Annotated in this window: 25 protein-coding genes; 4 read left to right on the forward strand and 21 right to left on the reverse strand. The window is 42.0% G+C overall.

Translation table 11 applies throughout. The features are described 5' to 3' along the window. Window positions 1-71: 71 nt before the first annotated feature. Genes A923_RS0116310 through A923_RS0116320 form a run of 3 tightly spaced genes read right to left on the reverse strand, consistent with a single transcriptional unit; the run spans window position 72 to window position 4,310 of the window. Window positions 72-833, reverse strand: a complete 762-nt coding sequence (locus A923_RS0116310; protein WP_017222757.1) for a phosphoadenylyl-sulfate reductase — start codon at window positions 831-833, stop codon at window positions 72-74. Then, entirely contained in the window at window positions 826-2,514 is a 1,689-nt protein-coding gene (gene cysI / locus A923_RS0116315; protein ID WP_017222758.1) for an assimilatory sulfite reductase (NADPH) hemoprotein subunit, read from the reverse strand. Before cysI ends, A923_RS0116310 begins: the two co-directional genes overlap by 8 nt. Continuing rightward, window positions 2,514-4,310 carry an assimilatory sulfite reductase (NADPH) flavoprotein subunit gene (locus A923_RS0116320; RefSeq protein ID WP_017222759.1) on the reverse strand — a complete coding sequence of 599 codons (1,797 nt, stop codon included), beginning with the start codon at window positions 4,308-4,310 and terminating at the stop codon, window positions 2,514-2,516. The genes cysI and A923_RS0116320 overlap by 1 nt, the downstream gene beginning before the upstream one ends. Window positions 4,311-4,553: 243 nt before the next feature. Between A923_RS0116320 and A923_RS0116325 the strand changes: the two genes are divergently transcribed. Then, window positions 4,554-5,327: an enoyl-CoA hydratase gene (locus A923_RS0116325; RefSeq protein ID WP_017222760.1), complete on the forward strand. Its 774-nt coding sequence runs from the start codon at window positions 4,554-4,556 to the stop codon at window positions 5,325-5,327. 247 nt (window positions 5,328-5,574) lie between these two features. Next, complete coding sequence (locus tag A923_RS0116330) at window positions 5,575-5,925, forward strand: DUF3802 family protein (protein ID WP_017222761.1); 351 nt, start codon at window positions 5,575-5,577, stop codon at window positions 5,923-5,925. Window positions 5,926-6,011: 86 nt separating this feature from the next. Here the strand turns inward: A923_RS0116330 and ilvN are convergent, their stop codons facing one another. From ilvN to A923_RS0116355, 5 genes are all read right to left on the reverse strand, one after another. Further along, window positions 6,012-6,506, reverse strand: coding sequence for an acetolactate synthase small subunit (ilvN, locus tag A923_RS0116335; RefSeq protein WP_017222762.1), 495 nt, complete (start codon window positions 6,504-6,506; stop codon window positions 6,012-6,014). After that, on the reverse strand, window positions 6,503-8,230 hold the full coding sequence (locus A923_RS0116340) for an acetolactate synthase 3 large subunit (protein WP_017222763.1): 1,728 nt from the start codon (window positions 8,228-8,230) through the stop codon (window positions 6,503-6,505). The genes ilvN and A923_RS0116340 overlap by 4 nt, the downstream gene beginning before the upstream one ends. Before the next feature lie 368 nt (window positions 8,231-8,598). Next, a complete protein-coding gene (locus A923_RS0116345) occupies window positions 8,599-10,245 on the reverse strand; it encodes a putative bifunctional diguanylate cyclase/phosphodiesterase (protein ID WP_237716232.1) in 1,647 nt (548 codons plus the stop codon). Between the two features lie 223 nt (window positions 10,246-10,468). Continuing rightward, the gene (locus tag A923_RS0116350; protein ID WP_017222765.1) at window positions 10,469-12,277 is read right to left on the reverse strand and encodes an AMP-dependent synthetase/ligase; all 1,809 of its coding nucleotides are present in this window, start codon (window positions 12,275-12,277) and stop codon (window positions 10,469-10,471) included. Between the two features lie 246 nt (window positions 12,278-12,523). After that, the gene (locus tag A923_RS0116355) at window positions 12,524-12,673 is read right to left on the reverse strand and encodes a hypothetical protein (RefSeq protein WP_017222766.1); all 150 of its coding nucleotides are present in this window, start codon (window positions 12,671-12,673) and stop codon (window positions 12,524-12,526) included. A gap of 244 nt (window positions 12,674-12,917) precedes the next feature. On the opposite strand from A923_RS0116355, the gene leuA reads away from it, so the two are divergent. Continuing rightward, window positions 12,918-14,483 (forward strand): 2-isopropylmalate synthase, encoded by a 1,566-nt coding sequence (gene leuA, locus A923_RS0116360; protein ID WP_017222767.1) that lies wholly within the window; start codon window positions 12,918-12,920, stop codon window positions 14,481-14,483. A 34-nt stretch (window positions 14,484-14,517) separates the two neighbouring features. Beyond that, a complete protein-coding gene (gene leuB, locus A923_RS0116365) occupies window positions 14,518-15,615 on the forward strand; it encodes a 3-isopropylmalate dehydrogenase (protein ID WP_017222768.1) in 1,098 nt (365 codons plus the stop codon). 190 nt (window positions 15,616-15,805) lie between these two features. Here leuB and A923_RS0116370 read toward each other — a convergent pair whose 3' ends face one another. The 13 genes from A923_RS0116370 to urtB form a co-directional block, all read right to left on the reverse strand. Beyond that, window positions 15,806-16,096, reverse strand: coding sequence for a PilZ domain-containing protein (locus A923_RS0116370; RefSeq protein WP_017222769.1), 291 nt, complete (start codon window positions 16,094-16,096; stop codon window positions 15,806-15,808). A gap of 171 nt (window positions 16,097-16,267) precedes the next feature. After that, window positions 16,268-16,888, reverse strand: a complete 621-nt coding sequence (gene ureG / locus A923_RS0116375) for an urease accessory protein UreG (RefSeq protein ID WP_017222770.1) — start codon at window positions 16,886-16,888, stop codon at window positions 16,268-16,270. 9 nt (window positions 16,889-16,897) lie between these two features. Continuing rightward, a complete protein-coding gene (locus A923_RS0116380; RefSeq protein WP_017222771.1) occupies window positions 16,898-17,575 on the reverse strand; it encodes an urease accessory protein UreF in 678 nt (225 codons plus the stop codon). A gap of 28 nt (window positions 17,576-17,603) precedes the next feature. Then, window positions 17,604-18,092, reverse strand: a complete 489-nt coding sequence (ureE, locus tag A923_RS0116385; RefSeq protein ID WP_017222772.1) for an urease accessory protein UreE — start codon at window positions 18,090-18,092, stop codon at window positions 17,604-17,606. Window positions 18,093-18,113: 21 nt separating this feature from the next. Continuing rightward, the gene (locus A923_RS0116390) at window positions 18,114-18,983 is read right to left on the reverse strand and encodes an urease accessory protein UreD (RefSeq protein WP_017222773.1); all 870 of its coding nucleotides are present in this window, start codon (window positions 18,981-18,983) and stop codon (window positions 18,114-18,116) included. A gap of 4 nt (window positions 18,984-18,987) precedes the next feature. Beyond that, on the reverse strand, window positions 18,988-19,608 hold the full coding sequence (locus tag A923_RS0116395) for a HupE/UreJ family protein (protein ID WP_017222774.1): 621 nt from the start codon (window positions 19,606-19,608) through the stop codon (window positions 18,988-18,990). 63 nt (window positions 19,609-19,671) lie between these two features. Next, window positions 19,672-21,375, reverse strand: a complete 1,704-nt coding sequence (gene ureC / locus A923_RS0116400; RefSeq protein WP_017222775.1) for an urease subunit alpha — start codon at window positions 21,373-21,375, stop codon at window positions 19,672-19,674. Further along, window positions 21,376-21,729, reverse strand: a complete 354-nt coding sequence (locus A923_RS0116405; protein WP_192810699.1) for an urease subunit beta — start codon at window positions 21,727-21,729, stop codon at window positions 21,376-21,378. A 38-nt stretch (window positions 21,730-21,767) separates the two neighbouring features. Further along, window positions 21,768-22,070: an urease subunit gamma gene (locus A923_RS0116410; protein ID WP_017222777.1), complete on the reverse strand. Its 303-nt coding sequence runs from the start codon at window positions 22,068-22,070 to the stop codon at window positions 21,768-21,770. A gap of 97 nt (window positions 22,071-22,167) precedes the next feature. Then, window positions 22,168-22,863 carry an urea ABC transporter ATP-binding subunit UrtE gene (gene urtE / locus A923_RS0116415; RefSeq protein ID WP_017222778.1) on the reverse strand — a complete coding sequence of 232 codons (696 nt, stop codon included), beginning with the start codon at window positions 22,861-22,863 and terminating at the stop codon, window positions 22,168-22,170. Between the two features lie 2 nt (window positions 22,864-22,865). Next, window positions 22,866-23,822 carry an urea ABC transporter ATP-binding protein UrtD gene (gene urtD, locus A923_RS0116420; RefSeq protein ID WP_017222779.1) on the reverse strand — a complete coding sequence of 319 codons (957 nt, stop codon included), beginning with the start codon at window positions 23,820-23,822 and terminating at the stop codon, window positions 22,866-22,868. Further along, window positions 23,815-24,975: an urea ABC transporter permease subunit UrtC gene (gene urtC / locus A923_RS0116425; RefSeq protein ID WP_017222780.1), complete on the reverse strand. Its 1,161-nt coding sequence runs from the start codon at window positions 24,973-24,975 to the stop codon at window positions 23,815-23,817. Before urtC ends, urtD begins: the two co-directional genes overlap by 8 nt. A gap of 3 nt (window positions 24,976-24,978) precedes the next feature. After that, on the reverse strand, window positions 24,979-26,670 hold the full coding sequence (urtB, locus tag A923_RS0116430) for an urea ABC transporter permease subunit UrtB (protein WP_017222781.1): 1,692 nt from the start codon (window positions 26,668-26,670) through the stop codon (window positions 24,979-24,981). Window positions 26,671-26,759 lie beyond the last annotated feature (89 nt).

A 26,759-nucleotide genomic window follows, 5' to 3' on the forward strand; every position in this document is an offset into this window, starting at 1 on the left:
CTAACGAATTAGCACTAAACTTTATTAACCAAGAAATAAGTCAACGAGATAAACTGGAGATGGCTTAGCGATTAAATACCACTGCCACCCACTTCTTCACTCTCTTCATGCAAACCACATTCACGCTTTAGACCAAAGAAGCGTGTCTCTTCTTCCGTCATGCCTGCTTGCAGTGGGCGTGACGTATGCACATCGCCAACTGATACATAATTTTGCTCCCATAACGGATGGTAACTTAAGCCGTTATCTTGCAAATAATAATGAATTTCTTTGTTAGTCCAATCAATAATAGGCAAAAACTTAAAACAGCCATTTTGAATCGACAATACCGGTAATGCTTCACGACTTGATGATTGACTACGACGTAAACCAGAAAACCACACTTGCGCCCCTAATTCTTTCAGCGCACGCTTCATTGGCTCCACTTTATTAAGCACGTTGTATTGAGTAATGCCCTCGACACCTTGCTCCCATAATTTACCATAACGCGACTCTTGCCAAGCAGCTGACTGCGGCGCGGTATATATCTGTAAATTAAGGCTAAGCTGCTCTGTTAATTCATCAATAAACTGATATGTCTCGGGAAATAAGTGCCCGGTATCGGTTAAAATAACCGGAATATCAGCTTTAAACTGTGTTAATAAATGCAAGCAAACGGCCGCTTGGATACCGAAACTCGATGACAATACCAGCTTGTCACCTAATTCAGTCACAGCCCAATCGACACGTTGCTGCGCTGTCATGTCCTCTAGCTGAGCATTAACGACTGTTAAAGCCGCTTTCTGACTAGCCTTATCTAACGTTAATAATTCATCTAGGTTCAATTTAGCCATGGAAATCTCTCGACGCAATAATCACAGGTTTAATTACTTCGGTGCGTACTACAAAATCACCAAAACGTTCATCGGATAAGCCATTAGTTGCCCATTCTGCAATTAATGTATCTAGGATCGCTAAGATCTCAGCTTCACCAATATTCTCTCGATACATCTTGTTTAAACGCATGCCGTTATTCTTCGCGCCCAAATACATGTTGTATTTACCAGGCCCTTTACCAACAAAGCCAACTTCCGCTAAGAATGGACGACCACAACCGTTTGGACAGCCAGTCATACGCATCACAAAGTGTTCTTCAGGAATACCGTGTTTAGCTAACAACACTTCAACTTTCGTTACCAGTGATGGTAAATAACGTTCTGCTTCCGCCATGGCTAATGCACATGTAGGCAAAGCCACACACGCCATTGAGTTCAAGCGTTGCTGACTTAATTCATCTGAGTACAAACCATATAAACGTGCAAGACGCTCTATTTGCTCTTTATCTTGTTCAGCCACACCGGCAATAATTAAGTTTTGGTTTGCTGTCATTCTAAAATCACCTTGATGGATCTTAGCAATTTCAACTAACCCGGTTTTAATCGGATGGGTTTCAGTATCAACAATACGACCATTTTCAATAAATAGCGTTAAATGCCATTTATTATCAACACCTTTGATCCAACCAAAACGATCACCACGAGTGGTAAACACGATTTCTTTTGGTACGGCAAATTTAATACCTGAACGCAATTCAACTTCGCTGCGGAATTTATCGACACCATTATCTTCAAGTGTATATTTCAAACGCGCACGTTTACGATCCGTTCGGCAACCCCAATCACGCTGTACTGTTAATACCGCTTTCGCCACTTCAACTGCATCTTCAGGTTTAACAAAACCTAAGTCATCAGCTAACCGTGGGAAGGTATTCACATCACCGTGTGTTGTGCCCATACCGCCGCCAACCAATACGTTGAAGCCCGCTAATTTACCGTTATCACCCACAGCCACAAAGTTTAAATCATTGGCATGAATATCAACATCATTGTGTGGTGGGATCGCAACTGCAATCTTAAATTTACGCGGTAAGTAAGTTGGTCCATACATAGGTTCAACTTCATTACTGGTCACTTTCTCACCGTCTAACCACAATTCAGCATAAGCATTGGTGTTTGGTAATAAGTCATCACTTAAACGAATTGCCCACGCATAAGCTTCTTGGTGTAACGCAGATTCAACCGGATTAGGCGTACACATCACATTACGGTTCACATCACCACAGGCAGCAATCGAATCGAGGTTAACCGAGCCTAATGCTTGAATAAGTGGTTTCACTTGCGGCTTTAAAATACCGTGATACTGAAACGTTTGGCGCGTCGTTAAACGGATGCTGCCATAAATAGTTAAATCACTGGCAATGCGATCTATCTCTAACCATTGCTGCGGCGTACAAATACCACCGGGAACACGTGCTCGTAGCATAAAACTATGGCGAGGTTCTAATTTTTGTTTCTGACGCTCGGCACGAATATCACGATCATCTTGCTGATAGAAACCATGGAATTTAGTTAATTGCATATCATCATCTGACAGTCCGCCAGTGATTTGATCTGCAAGACCTTCAGCAATCGTACCGCGTAATAGATTACTTTCCGTTTTAATGCGTTCGTTAACCGCTAATTTTATATCGCTCATCAGTAAACATCCCTCTGATAACGTTTATTTCGACGTAGTTCAGCAACATACTCTTCTGCTTCATTACGCGCTAATTTACCTTGTTCGGCTACAATCTCGATCAATGCTTCATTGACATCTTTCGCCATTCTATCGCCGTCGCCACAAACATAAACGTGTGCACCTTGTTCTAACCAGGCATACAGCTCAGCCGCGTTTTCACGTAAACGATCTTGCACATAAATCTTTTCAGCCTGGTCGCGAGAGAAGGCAACATCCATCTTCGTTAATAGACCCGATTTTAAATAATCCTGCCATTCGGTTTGATACAAGAAGTCATCAGTAAAATGTTGGTTACCAAAGAATAACCAGTTATTACCTGTCGCTTCACGTACATCACGTTCTTGTACAAATGCTCGGAACGGCGCAATACCCGTACCAGGACCAACCATGATCACCGGGGTATTATCGTTACTTGGTAGACGGAAGTTATCATTGTGCTCAACAAATACTTCAATCTCAGCACCTTCTTCAAGACGCTGCAGAAAGCCTGATGCACCGCCAATACGTTGCTCACCACTTTGCTGATAATCAACCACAGCAACAGTTAAATGAACTTCACCTTCAGCCTCATTCGGGCTTGAAGCGATTGAATAAAGACGTGGTGTTAACTTGCGTAATCCACTTAACAGCTGTTGTGCCGTTAATTTCGCTTTCTTCTCGTCAATCACATCTAAGATTTGACGACCATAACAATAATTACGTAATGCCGTTTTATCATCGAGTAATTTAGCTAATTTTTTCGAACCTGATAATTCAGCATAAGCTTGAACAAAACTTGGGTAACTCTGCGTTAATTCGAAACGATTAATCAACGCATCACGTAAACTTTGCGTTTCATTTGCTACCGTAACGGTTTCTGCACCATCTAATTCTAATTGATCTAAAATCGCATCAACAAGCACAGGATCATTCTTAAACCAGATCCCTAACGCATCACCAGCTTGATAACTAATACCAGCATCTTCTAGGGCAATCTCTACATGGCGAATATCTTTATCTGAAAAACGACCAGTGATTTTTTGGTTAATTAATAATTCGGTTTTAAACGGCTTCTTTTTCGAATAAGTATTAGCTACATGCGTCGACGCAACAGCCGTACTTGGCGCCTCAGTCGTTGTGGCGTCTTTAAGTGTGGCTTTAACCGCTGCCAGTGCAAGTTCGCTCCACGTTGCCACTGCATCATCATAGTCAACGTCACAGTCAGCACGCGCGACAATCGCTTCAGCGCCTAGTGCCGCTAAACGTTCATCAAACTCCAACCCTGTTTGACAGTAGAATTCATAGCTTGAATCACCTAATGCACAAACACTGTATTTCAGCGTGGGTACTTTAGGGGCCTTTTTAGACGCTAAGAATTCATGGAAGGTAACAGCATCATCTGGCGCTTCGCCTTCACCATTGGTACTCGCAACAATCAGTAAGTGCGATTCTGTTTTCAATTCTTTAGCTTTATAATCAGCCATGCTCACAAGTCGGGCTGCAATGCCTTGTGCTTGGGCTTGCTCGAAAAGCTCTGTTGCAACACCTTTGGCATTACCGGTTTGTGAACCAAATAAAATAGTCACACGTTGAGCAGGTTGAGATACCGCGCCTTGCGCCTGTACTTGACCTCCAGATGCTTGGCTTATCCCTGCCAAATATCCACTTACCCACGCGGTTTGCGTTGGTGACAAATCGTTAAGTGCCAATTGCAATGTTGATAACTGCGGCTCACTCAACGGACTCGTCAATGATGATAGTTCCTTTAATAGCATATTACGGCTTCCACTGTGCTGAATTAATTCCAGATTAACGACTGTTAAGGATAACCACAAAGAATAAATAATGATTTTTTATTCCATTTAGTTATATAGGGGTAAGTTGGCTTATGGATATATAGCAAATAAACCACAAGCAGCTTTAACAAAATAACAACCAAATACTAACATTGTCAGTATAATTCAAGTGCTTTACATGGCAAAATAGTGCTCTCAAAACCCCATTATCAGGATGACAAAATGGCGACTTATTTACTCTCAGAATTGAATGCACAAGGCGTACTGACACTAACCCTCAATCGCTTAGATAAACTTAATGCATTTAACGGCGCATTTTATACCGAGTTAGCGGAAGCTTTTCGTCAAGCTGATGAAAACCCAGAGGTACGTGTCGTGATATTGCGCGGGTCAGAGACTTGTTTCTGTGCGGGTAATGACATGGCTGACTTCATGAATGGTATGGACTTCTCTAAAGACCAACCGCTAGTACAGTATATGTTGGCATTACTACACTTTTCTAAGCCTGTCATCGCTGCTGCTGCAGGTCCTGCGGTCGGTATTGGTACTACGATGCTAATGCATTGTGATTTAGTCTACCTTGCCGATAACACAGTTCTGCGTTTACCTTTTACCGACCTTGCAGCTGTACCAGAATATGCAGCTAGCTTGATATTACCGCGTATGGCGGGCCATCAACGCGCTGCCGAACTGATGCTACTCGCAGATAAGTTTGATGCTCAAACCGCATTGGAAATTGGTCTGGCGAATAAGGTGCTGCCAGCAAATGAATTATTTGCGATGGCAGAAAAAAGTGCATTGAAATTAGCGGCGAAAGCACCAGCATCATTGCGTAATACCAAAAAATTAATGAAAGCTGAATTGATTAGTCAAATCGAGAAAGTTGTCCACGTAGAGCTTGAATACTTTTCCGCAGCGCTTGAAAGCGAAGAATCTAAAGAAGCGGTATCGGCTTTTATGCAAAAACGTAAGCCAGACTTTTCACGATTTAATTAATCCTATTCCATATACCCACTTGTAGCTATTAAATATGAGTTTACTGCAAACTATCTGACAAAATTATTGATATGACGCAAAGTAGCACAGAAAATAACGCTTTGTTTTCTGTTCTACTTTACCTATCAAAGCGGTCAGCGCATAATTAAGCCTTATACATGCTGATATCCGAATAGCGGCGTAACCCCCTATTAGCGAGGAACGACGCAATAGCATGTGATGTTTATATTTGAAGCGGTAAATAATAATGATAACAAACAGTGATGGCTATATTCAGCTAATCCACTTTTTAGCGGATAACTTAGCTATTTTTGAAAACCATAATCAGCAGGCTGCGTCTACGACAGACACGATTGGCGATATTTTTTCTGAACATATTGCCAATAATACAATGATGGTTTGCAATCAGCATCAACAGCTTACTGAAAAACACCGTTTTATTGTTATCCGTGAAATAGACGCAATTGTCGGTGATTTAGAAGAAGTATTATCAAGTGCTTGGGATATCTCACCGAGTCATGAGCAAATGGAATTTATCGAAGAATTCGTTGGCTTAATGAAGAATTTATTTGATAGTGAATTATCTAAATTAGTATAAGCGTTTGATTAATATAATTAATTAAACAAAATAAAAAGCCAGCTCACATGACATGAGCTGGCTTTTTTATGCGGATAAAAGCGAGGTTATGCTTTTAAACAGCGTTCTCCACGAGCGATACCACAAACACCACTTCGAACAACTTCTACAATCTCAGTGCTCGATGCTAACGTTTGGATAAAGGCATCAAGCTTATCGCTATCACCTGCAAGTTGTACTGTATACAAAGAATCAGTGATATCAACGATTTGACCACGAAAAATATCCGATGTACGTTTCACTTCTGCACGCACAAAACCAGATGCTTTTACTTTAATCAATAATAGCTCACGTTCAATATGCGGACCTTCAGTAAGATCACTCACCTTTAACACATCAATCAGCTTGTTCAATTGCTTCATGATCTGTTCGACAACCGCGCGGTCACCGTTTGTTACCAAGGTTAAACGCGACAGCGTTTCATCATCAGTCGTCGATACAGTCAAAGACTCAATGTTATAACCACGTTGTGAAAATAAACCGACGATACGTGACAATGCACCTGATTCATTTTCTGTTAATACTGAAATTATACGTCTCATGAGGTGGTTTTCTCCGTCTTACTTAGGTACATATCATCCATTGCGCCATATTTGATTTGCATCGGATATACATGTTCTTCAGGATCAATAATGATATCCATGAATACAACACGATTTTTATTTTCTTCCGAGAAACATTCAGCAAAAGCTTTATCAAGCTCTTCAGGTTTACTCACCTGAATACCAACGTGATGATAAGCTTCAGCCAATTTAACAAAATCAGGCATAGACTCCATATAAGAATGAGAATGACGGCCATCATAGAACATTTTCTGCCACTGCTTAACCATGCCTAACGCACCGTTATTCAGGGTAATAATCTTAACTGCGATACCATACTGCAGACAAGTTGATAGTTCTTGAATATTCATTTGAATAGAACCATCACCAGAAATACAACATACTACTTTTTCTGGATTGGCGATTTTAGCGCCCATTGCTGCAGGGAAACCAAAGCCCATCGTGCCAAGACCACCGGAGTTGATCCATTGGCGTGGTTTATCGTACGGGTAATACAAGGCACCAAACATTTGATGCTGGCCTACATCCGACGCAATAATCGCTTTACCGTCAGTGTGCTTGTACAGAGCTTCAATTGCAGCTTGTGGTTTAATCGATGTACCCGTTTCATAGCTAAGGCATTTTTTGGTACGCCAGCTATCAATTTGTTTCCACCAAGCCGCACGTTCTTCTTCATTCGCAGTCACATCTAACTCTTGAACAATCTCAAGCATCTGCTCAACAACCACTTCGATAGAACCAACAATGGGAATATCAGCGTGTACAGTTTTAGAGATTGATGTTGGATCGATATCAACATGAATAATTTTTGCGTCTGGACAGAATTTATCAATTGCATTAGTCACACGATCATCAAAACGTGCGCCTAAACAAATGATAAGATCTGAATTATGCATGGTTTTATTCGCTTCAAACGTACCATGCATACCTAACATACCGATATTCTGAGGATGCGTACCAGGGAAGATACCCAGCCCCATCAAGGTATTCGTTACCGGTAGATTTAACTGTTCTGCAAATTTCAATACTTGTGCTTCAGCGTTCGCAATTACAGCACCGCCACCAACATAAAGTACCGGTTGTTTAGCCGTTGCGATTGCTTTAACAGCTTTGCGTACTTGACCTTTATGACCCGATTTAACTGGGTTATATGAACGCATAGATACGTTCTCAGGGTATTTGTACGGAAATTTAGCTAACGGGTTTTGCGTATCTTTTGGTAAATCAATTACCACAGGTCCAGGACGACCTGTTGACGCGATATAAAACGCTTTTTTGATAGCTTCTGGGATTTCAGAAGCTGTTTTACATAAAAAACTGTGTTTTACGATAGGGCGAGATACACCCATCATGTCCGTTTCCTGAAATGCATCGTTACCGATCATTGAGGTTGGAACCTGACCAGATAAGACAACCAGCGGAATTGAATCCATATACGCTGTCGCAATACCCGTAATACAGTTTGTAGCACCAGGTCCTGATGTAACTAAGACTGTACCAACTTTCCCTGTTGAACGTGCATAACCATCTGCAGCATGTACTGCAGCTTGCTCATGACGCACTAAAAAATGTTCAATTTGACTTGATTCGAATAACGCATCATAAATATCAAGAACAGAGCCACCAGGATAACCGAAGATATGCTCGATACCTTCATCTTCCAGCGAGCGGATTACCATTTCGGCACCAGACAACATTTCCATAAGCAGGCCCTCCCGGCCCATTTCCTAATTCTAGTTTGACAACTGTCCACATTGTAACAAATAAGTTACAAGTTTAAACTTCCCATTGAATTAGATTTAACTTTATTTAATTGGTTTATTTATTAAAATTAACAAAATAAAATCATCTTTAAAAGCAATATAAGAAATTAAATATCAAAAAAATTCATCATAATCACTTATAACGATATATTTCGGTCTAAAACATGAGAGTAACGAAGAAGGTTATACTGGCAACAGATTGATTTAAAATGAAAAAGATTAAATTGTAGAATTTAATCCGTATAATGACGCACTCTTATTTCAAAATATTTAATTTAACGAATTACTAAATCACCAAAAATATTTGGCTATGCAGAGGGGCGTTCTTTGGTTTCCACTAGCGTATTTTCCTTTCGACTTGCTAACCACATATTTAACGTGGGTAAAGACATCGGTTTTGCATACCAGTAACCTTGCACTTTAGAGCAGCCTTGTTTTAGTAAGAATTCGGCTTGCGCTGGGTCCTCAATACCTTCACCTAATAACTCTAATTTTAAAGCCTCTCCCATCGCACAAATACCTCGCACAATTTTTTGACTGCGTTCCGACTCCAGCACACCTTCAATAAAGCTACGATCTAACTTAATACCATAGAATTGAAATTTATGCAGATAACTAAATGAAGAGTAACCAGTACCAAAATCATCAATCCATAATTTGATGCCTAAGTTATTTAATTCACGTAGTACCCGTAAATTATCACCATCTGCATTCATTAATGTGGTTTCAGTTATCTCAAAATGGATCTGGGTAGGCGATAGTGAATAACACGCTAAAATACTTCTGACATTTTGTACAAAGGCATGATCAGCAAGTTGTTGTGGTGCAATATTGATGGCAATAAAATACTCAGGATTGTTGATCTGTAATAATGATAAATCACTGCATACCTGTTTAATGATCCATTGACCAATAGGGACGATAAGGCCCGTTTGCTCTGCTACCGGAATAAAATCATCGGGGGGGACTAAACCACGAACAGGGTGATTCCAACGAATTAACGCTTCAAAGCCTAACTCTTTTTCTGTTGATATATCAATAACTGGTTGGTAATAGACTTCAAATTCACCATTGATAATTGCCTGATTAATCTCTTGCTCTAAATGAACACGATATTCCAATTCTCGCATGTACTCAGGTTTAAAAAAAGCGACACCATGTTTGCCAGACTCTTTGACTTTATACATTGCCATATCCGCTTTTTTCAATAATGAGTCGCTACACATGCCATGTTCAGGACTAATACTAACGCCAATACTGACACCGACAGAGATACGCTCACCAGACAATTCAATTTTACGACGGATATTTTTAAGCAGTTGGTTTAAAATAGGTGCGATATCATCTGCATCTGATATGCCCATGATTAAAATCGCGAATTCATCGCCACCAATACGAAAAATATCAGTTTTATACAGGCGCGGTTGAAGAGAGTATTCTAACGACAGTTTAATCCGTTGCGCAATGATGGCGATCACTTGGTCTCCAACATTATGGCCCAAGGTATCATTAATATTTTTAAGGTCGTCGAGATCCAAAATACATAAAGCAGTATTTCCTTTCCCTTGCGCCATTCGGGCATCAAGTACTTCTAAAAACTTGAATCGATTAGCTAATCCAGTGCAGTTATCTAAATATACCGATAAATCTAACTCGACGAGTCGCCCTTGTAAACGAGATAATTCCAAATTAGCTTTTCGCAGAGACTGCCTGTAGTTACTTGCTTTATAGATACAGATAACACTAATAGTGCTGACAACTATAGCCATAATGACAGAACTAGGCGTTAGCATTATTGTATGGCGTAGGTCCAATAATAACAACCAGATTGAATCACTTGAATATGCTAAAAAGTAGACAGCAAAAAACAGCATAAATGAGCCAGCAACAGCCATTAAGGCAAGCATTATTTTACGCCTTTGACCTGAATATTTTCCGGTATTGAACTTGTCCATAATTAGCACTATCCATTGTTACCAATCTGTTTATCCATATTAAATTAAGGTTAGTTCAGATAGATCACAATGGCGTGAATATTTACGAGGCTCAGGAATAAATAGCAGAAAGTGCTAGGGCAATAAAAGATCACTCAGTAATAAGTGTGATCCAGAAATGATAATCCCGTTGCCAGTCACTTTTAAAATGCACAACGGGATAAAGTATGCTAGATGGAAAAACTTAAGATTTTATATTTTTTCCTTTTTTAACAGTGCTATACATACTTTCAATCAAGCTACTATAGCGCTGTTGAATCACTTTACGTTTTAACTTAAGCGTTGGTGTCAATTCACCTTTTTCATTGGTAAACGGTGATGCCATTAACTTAAATTTTTTCACTTGCTCAAATTTAGCTAACTCTTTTTGCATCTCTTTAACACGCTCATCAAGCAGTTCGACAATCTTAGTGTGCTTGAGTAATTCAACATATGATTCATATTTTAGATTAAGCGATTTAGCATGTTCTTCAATCGCTTCTTGTGCGGGCACAATTAACGCTGAAGCATATTTTCTCGCATCAGCAAATACCGCCACTTGTTCAATGAAACGGTCACGACCTAACGTACCTTCAATTAATTGTGGCGCAATATATTTACCACATTCCGTTTTCATTAAGTCTTTCAAACGATCAGTAATATACAGGTAACCATGTTCATCAATTGCGCCTGCATCACCAGTTTTCAACCATTCACCATCAAATGTTTTGGCCGTTTCTTCCGGTTTATTAAAGTAACCACGCATCACCGTCGGACTCTTAATCAAAATCTCGTTTTCAGCACCCAGTTTTACTTCAATACCGGGCAACACCGAGCCGATAGAGCCAAGTTTAAAGTCTTTTGAGTAACAGCTCACTGTCGCCACGGTTTCAGTCATGCCGTAACCATATTTAAGATGGATACCGATTGCTTGGAAAAATAAGTTAACTTCGTCATCAAGCTTCGCGCCCGAGCAAGGAAAGAAACGTACCTTGCCACCAAATACCGCGCGCAGTTTAGTGAATACCAATTTATCTGCAATCACATGCTGCAGCTTTAATAATGGTGAAATAGACGTGCCCGCTTGCTGCGCAGCAAAACATTTCTTACCTACAGCGATAGCCCAATTAAATAATTTTTTACGTGATTTAGGCGCGTTCTCAACTTTGTTCATCATGGTTGTATGGATTTTCTCATACAAGCGCGGCACAGCACACATAACCGTTGGTTGGGTATCTGTTAAGGCTTTTTGAATGCGAGCAGGATCTTTAAGGTAGGTATTTTCAGCCCCCCAAAACAAAGCATTAAATGTCCAAATACGTTCAAACACGTGGCTTAGTGGTAGGAATGCTAACGACACATCATTTTCTTCTAAACGCGTTTCAGGTTCATTCAAGGCTAAAGCAGCTTGGATATTGCTATAATCTAGCATCACGCCTTTTGGTTCACCTGTTGTACCCGAAGTATAAATTAAGGTAAGTAAGTCGTCAGTTTTAGCGTGTTCGATACGATGTGCAAGCGCCATCGACGATGAACTACCTGGGGTAAATGCTAACAGGTCGGCATAAGCAACAACACGCGGATCATCTGGTAATGTCACCGTCGAAGAGAACACGATTAATGATTGCAACGTCTCACATTTATCCAGTAAAGGCAGCGCGAGTTTTAACTCGGCTTTATCACCAATAAACATACAGGTCATCTTAGCATCATTAATAATGTATTCAGCTTGCGATGAAGTACTGCTTGGATACAGTGGTACAGACACGGCACGACATTGCTGTAGGGCTAGATCGGCAATCGTCCATTCGGGTAAATTATTTGACCAAATACCGACAGTATCTTGAACTTTAAGTCCACGGTTCAGCAAGTTATTTGCAAGACCTTCAATACGCTCGCCCATCTGTTTCCAGCTGACACAATCCCAGCCCGCTTTAGTTTTACTTTTTAGGGCCGTTTTGTCTTGATACTTTTCGATCCTATCAAGGATCTGATTTACGAAATGCTGACTCATGTCTGTTTCTCATGTTAATTCGGGCGTAAATTCAACTCGGCTTACAGTTGTAAGCCAGAGAGGGTAGCCTGTAAAATATCATTTGTAAAATAAATGCATATTTTATAACCTATTTCACACTCAAAAAGCCAATTATAGCGTCATTTAACTTAACAACTGCCATTTATCGCTGCAGTTAATAACATATTTAGTCGTTAACCTATTTAAGTGTTGGCTAAAGATTGTTAATGACGCGCTACAATGTAGCTAATGACTCGCTAAGTGTGACCAACTATCTAGGGGTTCATCACTGGTCTTTTCAGCTAAGGATATATCAATCCCCATTTCGGTTAATTCTTTTAATGTTAAATCATCCGCTAGTTCAACCATTTCACCTTGTTCATTTTTAAATAACATATCTCACCTCTCGATAAAAGCCTATTTTAAGTGTGGCATAGATCAAAGAAAGGTCTAATTTATCCCGGTAATAAGTACGCAGCACCCTTTTCCTTGCCGTTGACTTAATGGTATCTCTTACTGTCACTGCGGATAAATTAATTGACAAAAAACAACCAAGCCTGTAATGATTAAGGCATAAAATTAATTTATACATATAGATGGCTAAAGCGAGTCTATATAACGGCAAATTGAAGGATTCATAATGTCAGACCAGGTTATTATTTTTGATACGACCTTGAGGGATGGAGAGCAAGCATTATCTGCGAGCCTAACCGTAAAAGAAAAATTACAAATTGCCTTTGCGCTGGAGCGTTTAGGCGTTGATGTAATGGAAGTTGGTTTCCCAATTTCATCACCTGGTGATTTCGAGTCAGTGCAGACCATCGCACGTAATATTAAAAACAGTCGTGTTTGCGCGCTTTCTCGTGCACTCGAAAAAGACATTGATGCGGCAGGCGAAGCGCTGTCAGTAGCCAAAGATTTCCGTATTCATACCTTTATTTCAACTTCTGATATTCACGTTAAAAGTAAACTAAAGCGTAGTTTTGACGATGTACTCGGTATGGGGCGTCACGCCATTAAACATGCACGTAAGTATACTGACGATGTAGAGTTCTCTTGTGAAGATGCCGGTCGTACACCTATCGATAATTTATGTCGTATGGTTGAAGAAGCGATTAAAGCAGGCGCCACCACCATTAATATTCCAGATACTGTCGGTTATACCGTGCCATCGCAATTCGGCGGCATCATCACTGACTTATTCAATCGCGTACCAAATATAGATAAAGCCATAATCTCTGTTCATTGTCATGATGATCTCGGTTTATCGGTCGCTAACTCCATTGCAGCTGTACAGCAAGGTGCACGTCAAATTGAATGTACTATTAATGGTATTGGCGAACGCGCTGGTAACTGTTCGTTAGAAGAAATTGCCATGATCTTGCATACTCGCTACGATCTATTAGGTAAAACCACTAATATCAATCCACAAGAAATTTACCGTACTAGCCAACTGGTTAGCCAGCTATGCAACATGCCAGTACAGAGTAATAAAGCCATTGTTGGTGGTAATGCATTTTCACATTCATCAGGTATTCACCAAGATGGTATGTTAAAAGCTAAAAACACCTACGAGATCATGACACCTGAAAGCATAGGTTTAACCCAAAATAAATTAAACCTAACATCACGTTCAGGTCGTCACGTGATCAAGCATCGCATGGCTGAGCTGGGTTATAGCGACACTGATTATAGCCTTGATGAACTGTACGAAAGCTTCTTGCAACTGGCAGATAAGAAAGGCCAAGTATTCGATTATGACCTTGAAGCATTAATCTTCTTTAATAATTTGCACGAAGATGAAGCACACTTTAAATTAGATTATCTCAGTGTTCAGTCCGGTTCAGGTGTAAAAGCAACCGCGACGATTAGCTTGATTTCACAACTAGACACGACTGATGAATCACACACAGATACTGAAGCGGCGATTGGTAATGGTCCCGTTGATGCTGTTTATAAATGTTTAAGCCGCATCTCAGGCTTCGATATTGATATAGCGGATTACCACATCACCGCCAAAGGTGAAGGTAAAGACGCATTGGGTCAGGTAGATATAGTGGCGACATACGAAGGCCGTAAGTTCCACGGCATCGGTCTAGCAACTGATATCATTGAATCTTCTGCGCTGGCTTATATCCACGTAATGAATAACATCCATCGCGCAAATGCGGTAGAGCAAAAAAAACTTAAAAAGCAAATTCAATAATACAAATTTAATAATATAGAAAAGGCGGCTAAGGATGACTGTAACAAAACACAATATTGCTGTATTACCAGGTGACGGTATCGGTCCAGAAGTAATGGCGGAAGCAATTAAAGTACTTGCTGCTGTGCAAAGTAAGTTTAATTTAGAGTTAACCTATGACTTTAATGATGTCGGTGGTATCGCGATTGATAACCACGGCACGCCATTACCATCAAGCACGCTAGCGGCTTGTGAAAATTCAGATGCGATATTATTTGGCTCTGTCGGTGGACCAAAATGGGAAGGCCTGCCACCACAAGAACAACCTGAACGTGGCGCACTATTACCATTACGTGGTCACTTCAAATTATTCTGTAACCTACGTCCAGCTAAGATCTATGCAGGTTTAGAAAAATTCTCACCACTGCGTGCTGATATCTCCAATAATGGTTTTGACGTGGTTGTTGTACGTGAATTAACGGGCGGCATCTATTTTGGTCAACCAAAAGGGACTAAAGGCGAAGGCGCTGACGAAACTGGTTTTGATACTATGCTATATAGCCGTGCGGAAGTTGATCGTATTGCACGTATCGCCTTTGAAGCAGCTAAATTACGTGGCAATAAAGTCACATCGGTTGATAAAGCCAACGTACTAGCAACATCAGTTTTATGGCGTAAAGTGGTACTTGAAGTAGCACAAGATTACCCTGAAGTAGAACTTGAACACATCTATGTAGATAACGCAGCAATGCAGTTAATCAAGGACCCATCGCAATTTGACGTACTACTGTGCGGCAACTTATTCGGCGACATCATCTCTGATGAATGTGCAATGATCACAGGTTCTATGGGTATGTTACCGTCGGCAAGCATGAACGATTCTGACTTTGGTTTATACGAACCAGCGGGTGGTTCTGCACCCGATATCGCCGGTAAAGGTATTGCCAACCCAATTGCACAAATCTTATCTGCTGCAATGATGCTACGTTATTCACTAAAACAAGAAGACGCTGCACAAGCAATTGAGCAAGCGGTTTCATTTGTACTTGAAGAAGGTTATGCAACTGGCGACTTGCACAGTGACAGCAATGCTAAGCCAGTACAAAGCACGGCACAAATGGGCGATTTAATTGCGGCTAAAGTTGGCGCGTAATTAATCTGAATTTACTATGCTGTTGAGATTATGTACCTATTTATTAATTAGTTATTAAGTCGTTATTAAGTTAAATAACATCTATAAAAAGGCCGAGAGTGGAGATTCCACTTTCGGCCTTTTTTTGTCTGTTGATTATCAAGCTATTAATAACTCAAATTAACAAGATGACTCACCCCACCAAGTCGGCTTACGTTAAACTGGTAAACTCGACACCGATTTGAAAATGCTCACCACTATTATCGATACGAGTTACTTTCGCTTCGGCTTGCAGTGGAGGGACTCGGCTATCGCCTGTCGGTAGAAAGATACTCACACTATCGTTTAAAGAAAAATAACTCTCAGGTACATCCAATGACATGCCACTCGCGCTTAAATCACGACAGATAGCCGTAATATTACGCTCTTCATCCGTCACCTGCACCGGTGAGTCGATTAACATTCGGTGATAACTACGTCGTTCTAAATTAGCTTTTAGCACATCAATATCCCTCTTATTGCTCTCGTTTATAAATGCGGTTGGAATTATAAATCATTCAAATATATAAATGATTACTTTATTTTTTGAGTATAGTCATCATTTATTCACTCGGGATAGAGCAAGTTGAATAATGGGATCTAAGCAACTATTTTACTCACCATTAACCGTAATCTACCCGCAATTCAACATGCCTTTATCAACAATAAAATCAATTATCCGTTGCAAGCCGATTTGCTTTTTCATATTGGTAAACACATAAGGCTTATCACCGCGCATACGCTTGGTATCTTGCTCCATGACCTCTAGCGAGGCGCCGACATAAGGGGCTAAATCCATCTTATTGATCACCAGCAGATCAGAGCGAGTAATACCCGGACCACCTTTACGCGGGATTTTTTCACCTTCGGCAACATCAATTACATAAATCGTTAAATCGGCCAATTCCGGGCTAAACGTCGCACTTAAATTATCGCCGCCACTTTCGACGAATACGATATCGAGCGTTTTGTGTAGTTTCGCTAATTCCTCAACCGCAGCCAAATTCATTGACGCATCTTCACGGATAGCGGTATGTGGACAACCACCCGTTTCCACCCCGATAATACGATCAGCATCCAACGCTCCAGCACGGGTTAAGATCTTCGCGTCTTCTTGGGTATAAATATCATTCGTTACAACGGCAATGTTATAAGTATCACGAATAGCTTTACACAAAACTTCTAATAATGCGGTTTTACCCGAGCCTACTGGACCACCGACGCCAATGCGTAATGGTTGTTTAAATTCTGTCATTGCAAATCCTTATGAGCGAAACAATCGCGTATATTGATGTTCATGTCGGCAGCTCGCCATTACCTGAGCGGGCGTAAAACTGCCAATGTTTTGATCGTCTGTTGCTAATGCTTGTTGCACTGCGGCAGGTATCGATTCTGCTAATTTCATTAATAGTTGCTGGCCATCACTTTGCCCTAAGGGCACTAATTTAATACCCACGACGATGGTATTCTCTAACCAGCTCCAGAGATAACCCCCGAGTGCTTTTTCTATTGGAATAGCCCACTGATTAATCGCCAAGGCAAACGCAGCAAGCTGTGTAGTTTCAACCATTTTAGCCAGTTCACTATCATCCAGTGATATGCCTAATCTTGGTAATAAGCGTACAAATGCAAGTCCACGTTGGCGTTCTTCTAAGCGCATCTCTTTGGTTTCTCTGCTCGCTACTAAATAGTCACACCAAGTCTGCGCCTGCTGATGATCATGATTGGCTAAGCATGTTTGTAAACGCATAAGAATGGGTAATTCAAGGCTGGCTAAACTTTCTGATATTTGTCCTGACAACCAATTATCTAAGCTATTAACATCAGTTACCCAGTCTTTTTCAATTGCCCACTCAAGCCCCTGTGAGTAGGTAAACCCGCCCACCGGAAGCGATGGACTGATCAACTGATATAGCTTTAATTCAGCTAACATATTATCCATGCTATTTACCTATTCGTTGATACGAGGATTAATGTTCATGCTCATGCGGATGAACATACTCTTCCTCACTACTATGGGAATGACCACCGGTGGTGCCGCCATATGCACCGGGTTCAGGTTGAAATGCGGCATCTTCAACCGTTACTTCTAAACCTAAACCAACCAACATTTCGTCGAGTACATGGTCATGGATAAAACGGCACCAACCGGCTTCAACCTGCAATGGCACATGGCGGTTGCCTAAATGGTAACAACCGCGCGCAAATAAGGTTGGATCGTTACATCGTGCCGTTGATACGCGCTCTTTAGCGGCAATGACTTGAACGACAAAATCATCATCGGTCGTGAGTTGCGTGCCATGTTTCAATAACTGTCCACGGGGTAAAAATAAGCCCGCATCACGGCCATCTTCAAGTTGTACTTTGAGCCTACTCTTGGTGCGCTGTAACATGGTCAAACACACATAAGCGTCAACATGATTAGCTGCCACGGTTAATATTTGCGTTAATTTGATCATTCATATTCCTTTATTATAAAATTACGTAGACCAGATCCTTGGTGCATCTGGAGTATAACCAAGCCAAGCTTCTCTGACCGCAGACCAAACCTGAACAAAGCTCGCCATCATAGGCTCTGTGTGCTGCCCTAAAGCGCGAACCACTAACAACCCTTCAAGTTCACTGGCGCCCAGTAATACCGCATCGCCGAAACGTACTTGTTGCTCATCAATTATCTGATTAATGCGGCTCACCAGCACATCATCCACAGGGCTAATATACAGACTGCCCGTCATAGGATAACCGCGTAATGAGGCCGCATATTCCAGCTGGGTTTTATCCTGTAAACGTAGATTTTCAGCCAGCAGTAATTTACCGTCACGAAAGATATGCGTCTGCCCTAATATTTGCCCATGGGTAAAGTCTTCCGCTAATACCGGACGGCCAAAACACTGCATTTCCCAGCCGATAAAACGGGCATCACCGGTCAAATGAACCTCGGTACTCAACTTAACTTGCGCGCCTGGAAAGAAGATATTTTCCATCGGCAGCCATTCAAGAAAAGCACCATCCGCAGCCGATAATTCCTGAGACTGCCAAGCCGTATCCGCATTACTACGATAGAATTTAGTCGCACCAGGCGTAGTTAATAATGCGTGAGATGCCGAATCGACATGAATATCATAACGCAGTTGATCGCCACCAACGACACCCCCTGGAGGATGTAACAGATAGGTATGGCAAGTTTCGCCTTCCGGATAAAAGGTTTTTTGCACTGCCAAAGGACCGATTTGCTGGCGTTCTAGTAACCGTGTTTTACCGCCCTTCATACCATACTTAAGACAGATTTCAGCGCGCCAGCCCTGATCACTATCAGGGCGTGAGAAGCGAATAGTCGACGGAATACTCATCGTACTATGCCCCTAGAAAAGCGACTAATACTCCACTCAGTCCCAGCGATGGACTTAACCATTTAGCACTGACTTGACGGCCTATAACAGCGCCAAGTGTCAGTAACGCAGCCGCACTGATAAGCATACCTGGTACAAACTGCACTAACTGTGCAGCAGGCGCTTCGACACCGTGCGCCCAGCCATGGAACAACACCATCATCACTGCAGCGATCGATAATAAATTAACCTTTACCGTCACTTGCTGACTTTGTTTCCAAACCGCCACTGCAACAATAAATACCGAGGCTAAAATTAAGCTTTCCATGCCAGTTATCAACCCTGTTAACGCACCAAAACCAGTTCCTATTAACATAGTGACTAATGCGCCAAGAATAATGCTGAGTTGTTTACCTTGCATTTGCGCCGCTAAAAAACCAACACCCAGTAACATGATCAAATGATCTAATCCGGTTAATGGATGTAATAAACCATTGGCAAATGTACTCGCCATGAAGGTTTCAGTGCCGGTATGCGCCAATGCAGAACCAGAAAATAGCGCAGTTGATAACGCGGCAATAGACATGACTTTTTTTGAAACGTTGGGCTTTGAGACGTTTTGTTTTGAGACGATTGATTTAAACATTATTTTTTCCTTAAAATAATTTATAACAAAATTTATACCTAGAAAGACAAACGATACCGACCACTAAAATAGAAAATAACGTTGCGCCATCGGTAGCACAGTAGCAGGCTCACACACTAACAACTCACCATTGGCACGTACTTGGTAGGTTTGAGAGTCCACTTCAATGGTTGGTAACCAATCGTTTAATACCATGTCTGATTTTCGTAACTGGCGGCAATCTTTAACAACACCAATCAAACTCTTGAGCTGTAACTGCTCGGGAATACCATCCTGTTTCGCTTGCTGAGAAACAAACAACATAGAGGTATTCTGCGACGCGCGGCCAAAACTACCAAACATAGGACGATAGTGAACAGGCTGTGGCGTTGGAATAGACCCATTCGGGTCGCCCATCGGCGCAGATGCGATCATGCCACCTTTGATAATTAAACTGGGCTTAACACCAAAGAATGCTGGCTTCCATAATACTAAATCAGCCAATTTTCCCACTTCAACAGAACCAACTTCATGACTCATTCCGTGGGTAATTGCAGGGTTAATGGTGTATTTAGCGACATAACGCTTAATGCGGAAATTATCATGGTGTGGTGGATCTGGTGGTAAACTACCACGTTGTACTTTCATCTTATGCGCGGTTTGCCAAGTACGAGAAATCACCTCCCCTACACGCCCCATTGCTTGCGAATCCGACGCGATCATCGAAAAAGCCCCCAGATCATGCAAGATATCTTCGGCAGCAATCGTTTCACGACGAATACGGGATTCTGCAAAAGCGACATCTTCAGCAATAGACGGCGATAAATGATGGCAAACCATCAACATATCTAAATGTTCATCAATTGTGTTCACGGTATAAGGGCGGGTTGGATTGGTTGATGACGGTAATATATTGGATTCACCACAAGCCCGAATAATATCTGGCGCATGACCACCACCAGCACCTTCGGTATGGTAAGTATGAATAACGCGATCGCCAATAGCATCGAGTGTTGACTCGACAAAACCTGACTCATTGAGGGTATCGGTGTGGATCGCGACTTGCACATCAGCTTCATCAGCAACCGTTAAACAGTTATCAATCGATGCTGGAGTCGTGCCCCAATCTTCATGCAGTTTTAGACCAATGGCCCCTGCGGCAACTTGTTCATGCAAAGGTGCAGGTACACTGGCATTACCTTTACCTAACAAACCAAAGTTCATCGGAAAGTTATCTAAAGACTCCAACATACGGTGGATATTCCATGGCCCCGGCGTACACGTTGTGGCATTGGTACCGGTCGCAGGACCAGTACCGCCGCCGATCATAGTGGTAATACCGGAAGTCAGCGCTTCATCTATTTGCTGTGGGCAGATAAAATGAATATGTGAATCAACGCCACCAGCAGTAATAATTGAGCCTTCTGCAGCGATGATCTCAGTACCAGGGCCGATGATAATATCAACACCTGACTGAACGTCTGGATTCCCCGCTTTACCAATCGCGATAATCCGGCCATTTTTAACACCGATATCGGCCTTCACTATGCCCCAATGATCGAGAATAACCGCATTGGTTATCACTAAATCTGGCGTATATTGCGACGTTAATTGGCTTTGACCTTGGCCATCACGAATCACTTTCCCGCCACCAAATTTAACTTCATCGCCATAACGGGTGTAATCACGTTCGACTTCTAACCATAGGTCCGTATCCGCTAATCTGAGTCTATCGCCAGTAGTCGGCCCAAACATTTCAGCGTAGGCTTGTCTTGAAAGTTTAGCCATCTATTTACCCTCATCCTTGTCCGTCAAAACATCCTTACTTTTGTGCTCATCAATACTGCCCATGACCTTGCCCTGAAAACCATAGACCATGCGATTACCACCAAAAGCAACTAATTCAACAGTACGGCTTTGCCCCGGTTCGAAACGAATAGCAGTTCCGGCAGCAATATTAAGCCGAAAACCTAAAGTAAGTTCACGCTCAAAGGTCAGTGCATCATTGGCTTCGTAAAAATGGTAATGCGAGCCAATCTGAATAGGACGATCACCTATATTAGCGACAATTACCGACATCGTTGGCATATCCGCATTTAAGGTAATGTGACCACTTGCTACTTGCATTTGTCCTGGGATCATACCTGTCCCTGTGTGTATTTTATTCGCCATCATCGTCCCTATATGATTGGTTCGTGCACCGTAACAAGTTTGGTACCGTCAGGAAATGTAGCTTCAACCTGCACATCAGAAATCATTTCTGGAATACCTTCCATTACTTGCTCAGCGGTAAGTACTGTGCGGCCAAATGCCATTAATTCCGCCACAGTACGACCATCACGAGCACCTTCCATAATGGCAGCACTAATCAGGGCAACGGCTTCTGGATAATTCAACTTTAGGCCTCGCGCCAAACGACGCTCAGCGACTAAAGCCGCCGTAAACAACAATAATTTATCTTTCTCTCTCGGCGTTAATTCCATTTACATCTCCGTTTAAGTACTAGATTATCAATGCTTTTCTGTATTTGTAGATTGTTTACACTACTGTGACACAAGTGTTAACAATTTAACACTGAATTTACACTGTTAGATATTTCTGAATTAGCGCATCCGTTAACATCGCCATTTCACCATCCGCGACGGCACGACCACGATCCAGTAAACAGAAGTTATCACCGACCTTTCTGGCAAAAGGTAATTTCTGTTCGACCAGCAATACAGTTAAGCCCAGTTCCTGATTAAGTTTACGAATGATATCGCCAATTTCTTGGACGATATTAGGTTGGATCCCTTCTGTCGGCTCATCTAAAATCAGCAATTGCGGGTTAATCACCAGCGCTCGGCCAATGGCTAATTGCTGCTGTTGACCACCGGATAAATCACCACCTCGACGGTGCAGCATTTCTTTTAATACCGGAAATAACTCATAGATGAACTCCGGGATCTTACGATCACCTTTAGCACGGATCGGTAATCCTATTTGTAGATTTTCCTCAACCGTGAGCGATGAGAATATTTGCCGACCTTGCGGTACATAACCAACACCATGCCGCGCACGACTTTCCGCACTCAGTGGCGCAATATCTTTCCCCTGGAGTACGATCTCGCCACTTTTAACCGGTAATAAGCCCATCACGCATTGCAACAAGGTGGTTTTGCCCACCCCATTACGGCCCATTAATACAGTACATTTACCTTTTGGGATCTGCATATCAAGATCCCACAAGGTATGGCTTTCACCATAAAACTGATTCACACCTTTAATCGATAACATGGCTACTCTCCCAGATAAACTTGTTTAACTTTGGCGTTATTTTGAATGTCAGTCATTGAGCCTTCAGCTAATACACTGCCTTGATGTAATACCGATACCGTGCTGGCAATCGAACGAACAAAGTCCATATCATGCTCGACAACAACAACGGAATGATCACCGGCTAATGAATTCAATAATTCGGCAGTACGATCCATTTCTTGGTGTGTCATCCCAGCCACAGGTTCATCGACTAACAGTAGCTTTGGTTTTTGCATCAGCAACATACCAATTTCCAGCCATTGTTTTTGACCATGCGACAAACTACCTGCATCCATTGCTGCTTGTTCTTGTAATCCAATCAATACTAATACCCGTTCTATTTCATCGCGCTGCTCACCAGATAATTTGGCACGAAATACTGACCACACGTTACGCGTTCCCGCCATTGATAGCTCTAAGTTCTGCCAGACCGATAAGCATTCAAATACTGTCGGTTTCTGGAATTTACGTCCCACACCAGCATTGGCAATTTGCGCTTCATCCATGTTCAATAAATTAAGTTTTGAACCTAACCAAACCTGCCCCGTATCTGGGCGTGTTTTACCCGTGATGATATCCATCATGGTCGTTTTACCCGCACCGTTAGGACCAATAATGCAGCGTAACTCGCCTTCTTTTATGTATAAGTTCAAGTCATTAATGGCTTTAAAGCCATCAAAAGATACGGACACGCCTTCTAAATACAACAAGATATTATGACGGGTATCAATGAGTGGGTTATGTGGTGGTTTCAAAAATTCAAATACCTGATCACGACGCGCTAACTGACTGACGTTGTCCTGGATCTGTTTAGCGAACGGCGCGGTAAAACCTTGCTCATGGTCTGATCGGCTAACTGCGATTGACTGGTCTGTAAATTGCGAGGTTAATACCGAGGCGATATTCACTTGCGAATCCAATTGTTTAGGGTTACTCATGAGCATTCTCCTTCGCCGCCACGCTGTTGTTACTATTGATGTTACGGTTAGACTGCTTATTATTAGACAGGTCAGTAAACCACCCGGTCACCCCTTTAGGTAAAAACAACGTCGCCAAGACAAACAAGCTACCAAGGGCAAATAACCACACTTCCGGTAGTTCAATGGTGAACCAACTTTTGGCATAATTAATTAACAGCGCACCAATAATCGCGCCAAATAAAGTGGCACGACCGCCAAGCGCAACCCAAACCACAATTTCAATAGAGTTAAGCGGAGAGAATTCGCCGGGATTAATGATACCGACTTGTGGCACATACAGCGCGCCAGCAATACCCGCGAGCATGGCTGATAGAATAAAAATCCCCAGTTTAAAGTTAGCCACGTTATAACCAATAAAACGTACTCGTGTCTCTGAATCTCGTATTGCCACGGCCACTTTACCTAACCGACTTGAAACCACTTTACGACAAGTCAGGTAACCCAAGATCAACGCCACCACCGAAGCCATAAATAGACTCACCTTAGTGGTATCCGCTTGTAAACTAAAGCCGAGGATATCTTTAAAATCGGTTAAGCCATTATTACCACCAAAGCCCATCTCATTGCGGAAGAATGCGAGCATTAACGCGAATGTCAGCGCCTGTGTCATGATAGACAAATACACCCCAGATACCCGCGCTCGAAATGACAAGAAACCAAATACTAACGCCAACGCCGCAGGTACTAATACCACCATCAAGCAAGCGAACCAGAACATATCAAACCCTTGCCAAAACCACGGCAGTTCTTGCCAATCTAAGAACACCATAAAATCAGGTAGCTCAGGATTACCGTAAACCCCGCGATCACCGATTTGACGCATCAAATACATACCCATGGCATAACCACCTAAAGCAAAAAATGCCCCGTGCCCTAAAGTTAAAATACCTAAATAACCCCATACCAAGTCCACTGACATCGCCAGTAATGCATAGGTGAGATATTTACCTAACAGGGTAATAGTGTAAGTTTCAACATGTAAAAAATGACCTTGAGGCACCAATAAGTTAAGTGCAGGCACCAAAATTAACAATGCCATCAGTAGCAGCATTAGTAGCTGACCACCACGGTCTGTTTTTAACATTGTATTAGCGAATAGCGTTTGTAACATGGGTTATTCCTCGGCCGCACGACCACGTTGTGGAAAGAGTCCACGCGGGCGTTTTTGAATAAATAGGATAATGAAGACCAATACGATGATTTTAGCGAGTACTGCACCAGCCCAAGGTTCTAACAACTTGTTAAATAAACCTAACGTTAAACCAGCAACCAAGGTACCCCAGAGATTACCAACCCCACCAAAGACCACGACCATAAATGAATCAATGATATAGCTCTGGCCCATATTCGGTCCGACATTGGTTAATTGCGACAAAGCAACGCCTGCAATACCCGCCACACCAGCACCGAGACCAAAGGTCATGGCATCCACCCATTCCGAACGCACACCCATCGCGCGCGCCATCGAGCGATTTTGAGATACCGCTCGTACTTGTAAACCCAGTGGCGTTTTCTTTAATACAAAAATAAGTGCACAGAACACTAATAAGCAGAAAATAATGATATAGAGGCGATTATAAGTCAGTGCTAACATGGGATTAAATTCCAACATGCCACTCATCCAATCGGGTGTCACAACAGAGCGATTTAGCGGTGAAAACACGCTGCGCACGGCTTGCTGTAAAATAAGGCTGATACCAAAGGTTGCAAGTAAGGTTTCCAATGGACGACCATAAAGAAAACGAATAACGCCGCGTTCAATGGCAATGCCGACTAAACCTGAAACAATAAAGGCCGCTGGTATCGAGAGCACCAACGAGAGGCCAATATTATCTGGCATCAGTAGCTGCATCACATAGGTGGTATAAGCACCAAGCATGATCAACTCACCATGGGCCATATTAATCACCCCCATCACCCCAAAGGTAATCGCGAGACCCAGACCCGCTAAGGCTAATACAGACCCGAGACTCAAACCAAAATACAAGGTTTCAATCGTGCTATAAACTTTCTGACTTTGCGCATAATTGTCTAAACCACGTTGCGCCGCCTGACGTAACTCATCATCGGTGGTGGTCGTGACGACATGCTCAAGCGCGCTAAATGCGCTCGGTTCTATCGAATCAGCTAATAAATCTACAGCGGCTAACAATTCAGTTTTATCTTCCGATATCGCGGTCGTGCCAATCGCTAACGCTAACGTTAACAACTTCTTATTCTTCTCAATATCTTCAACGGCTAAACGTTGACGCAATAAGGTTTGAATATCTGGATCAACATTACCCAAAAAACGCTGTATTGCTTGCTCACGTAGTGTTGCATCTGTTGATTTCAGATCTAACTGCGCTATCCCTAAGCGGATATTTTTACGCAGTTTATTATTGAGCGATACTTTTTTGAAATCACGTTTTTTGGCGATCATCAATGTTTCGACATCTACTGCCGCTTGTGTACCAGCATCAACCGTAAACGAGCTGGTTAATTTAATCGCCGATTGGCCAGTGGCATAATCAGCAATTAGAAATAAGGACTGTTGCTTTTTATGATAGAAAACGCGGCCTGCAAGTAAATCGTTAAATAACTGCTTCGCTTGAGATGGGTTTGGATATGCCTTTTGACTTAACCAATTAACCGCCGCGATTTTATTATCAAAACTGCGCTGAGAGAGTTGTTTCTCAACATCTGAAAATGAATTTATCGTCACCCCAGCCCAACTATTATTCATGCTGCCTATTGATAATAACAATATCAATACAGTAAATAATACGGTCGACGATGGTGATAATATACCGACATATTTGTTCATAACTTTCCCTGTTAATTAGGATGACGGAGCAGCAGGGTGCCAATGAACATCATCAGCCCCCTAAGTTTAACTATTAATCAGTAATTACT

This window comes from Moritella dasanensis ArB 0140 (assembly GCF_000276805.1).
Taxonomy (GTDB): Bacteria; Pseudomonadota; Gammaproteobacteria; order Enterobacterales; family Moritellaceae; genus Moritella; species Moritella dasanensis.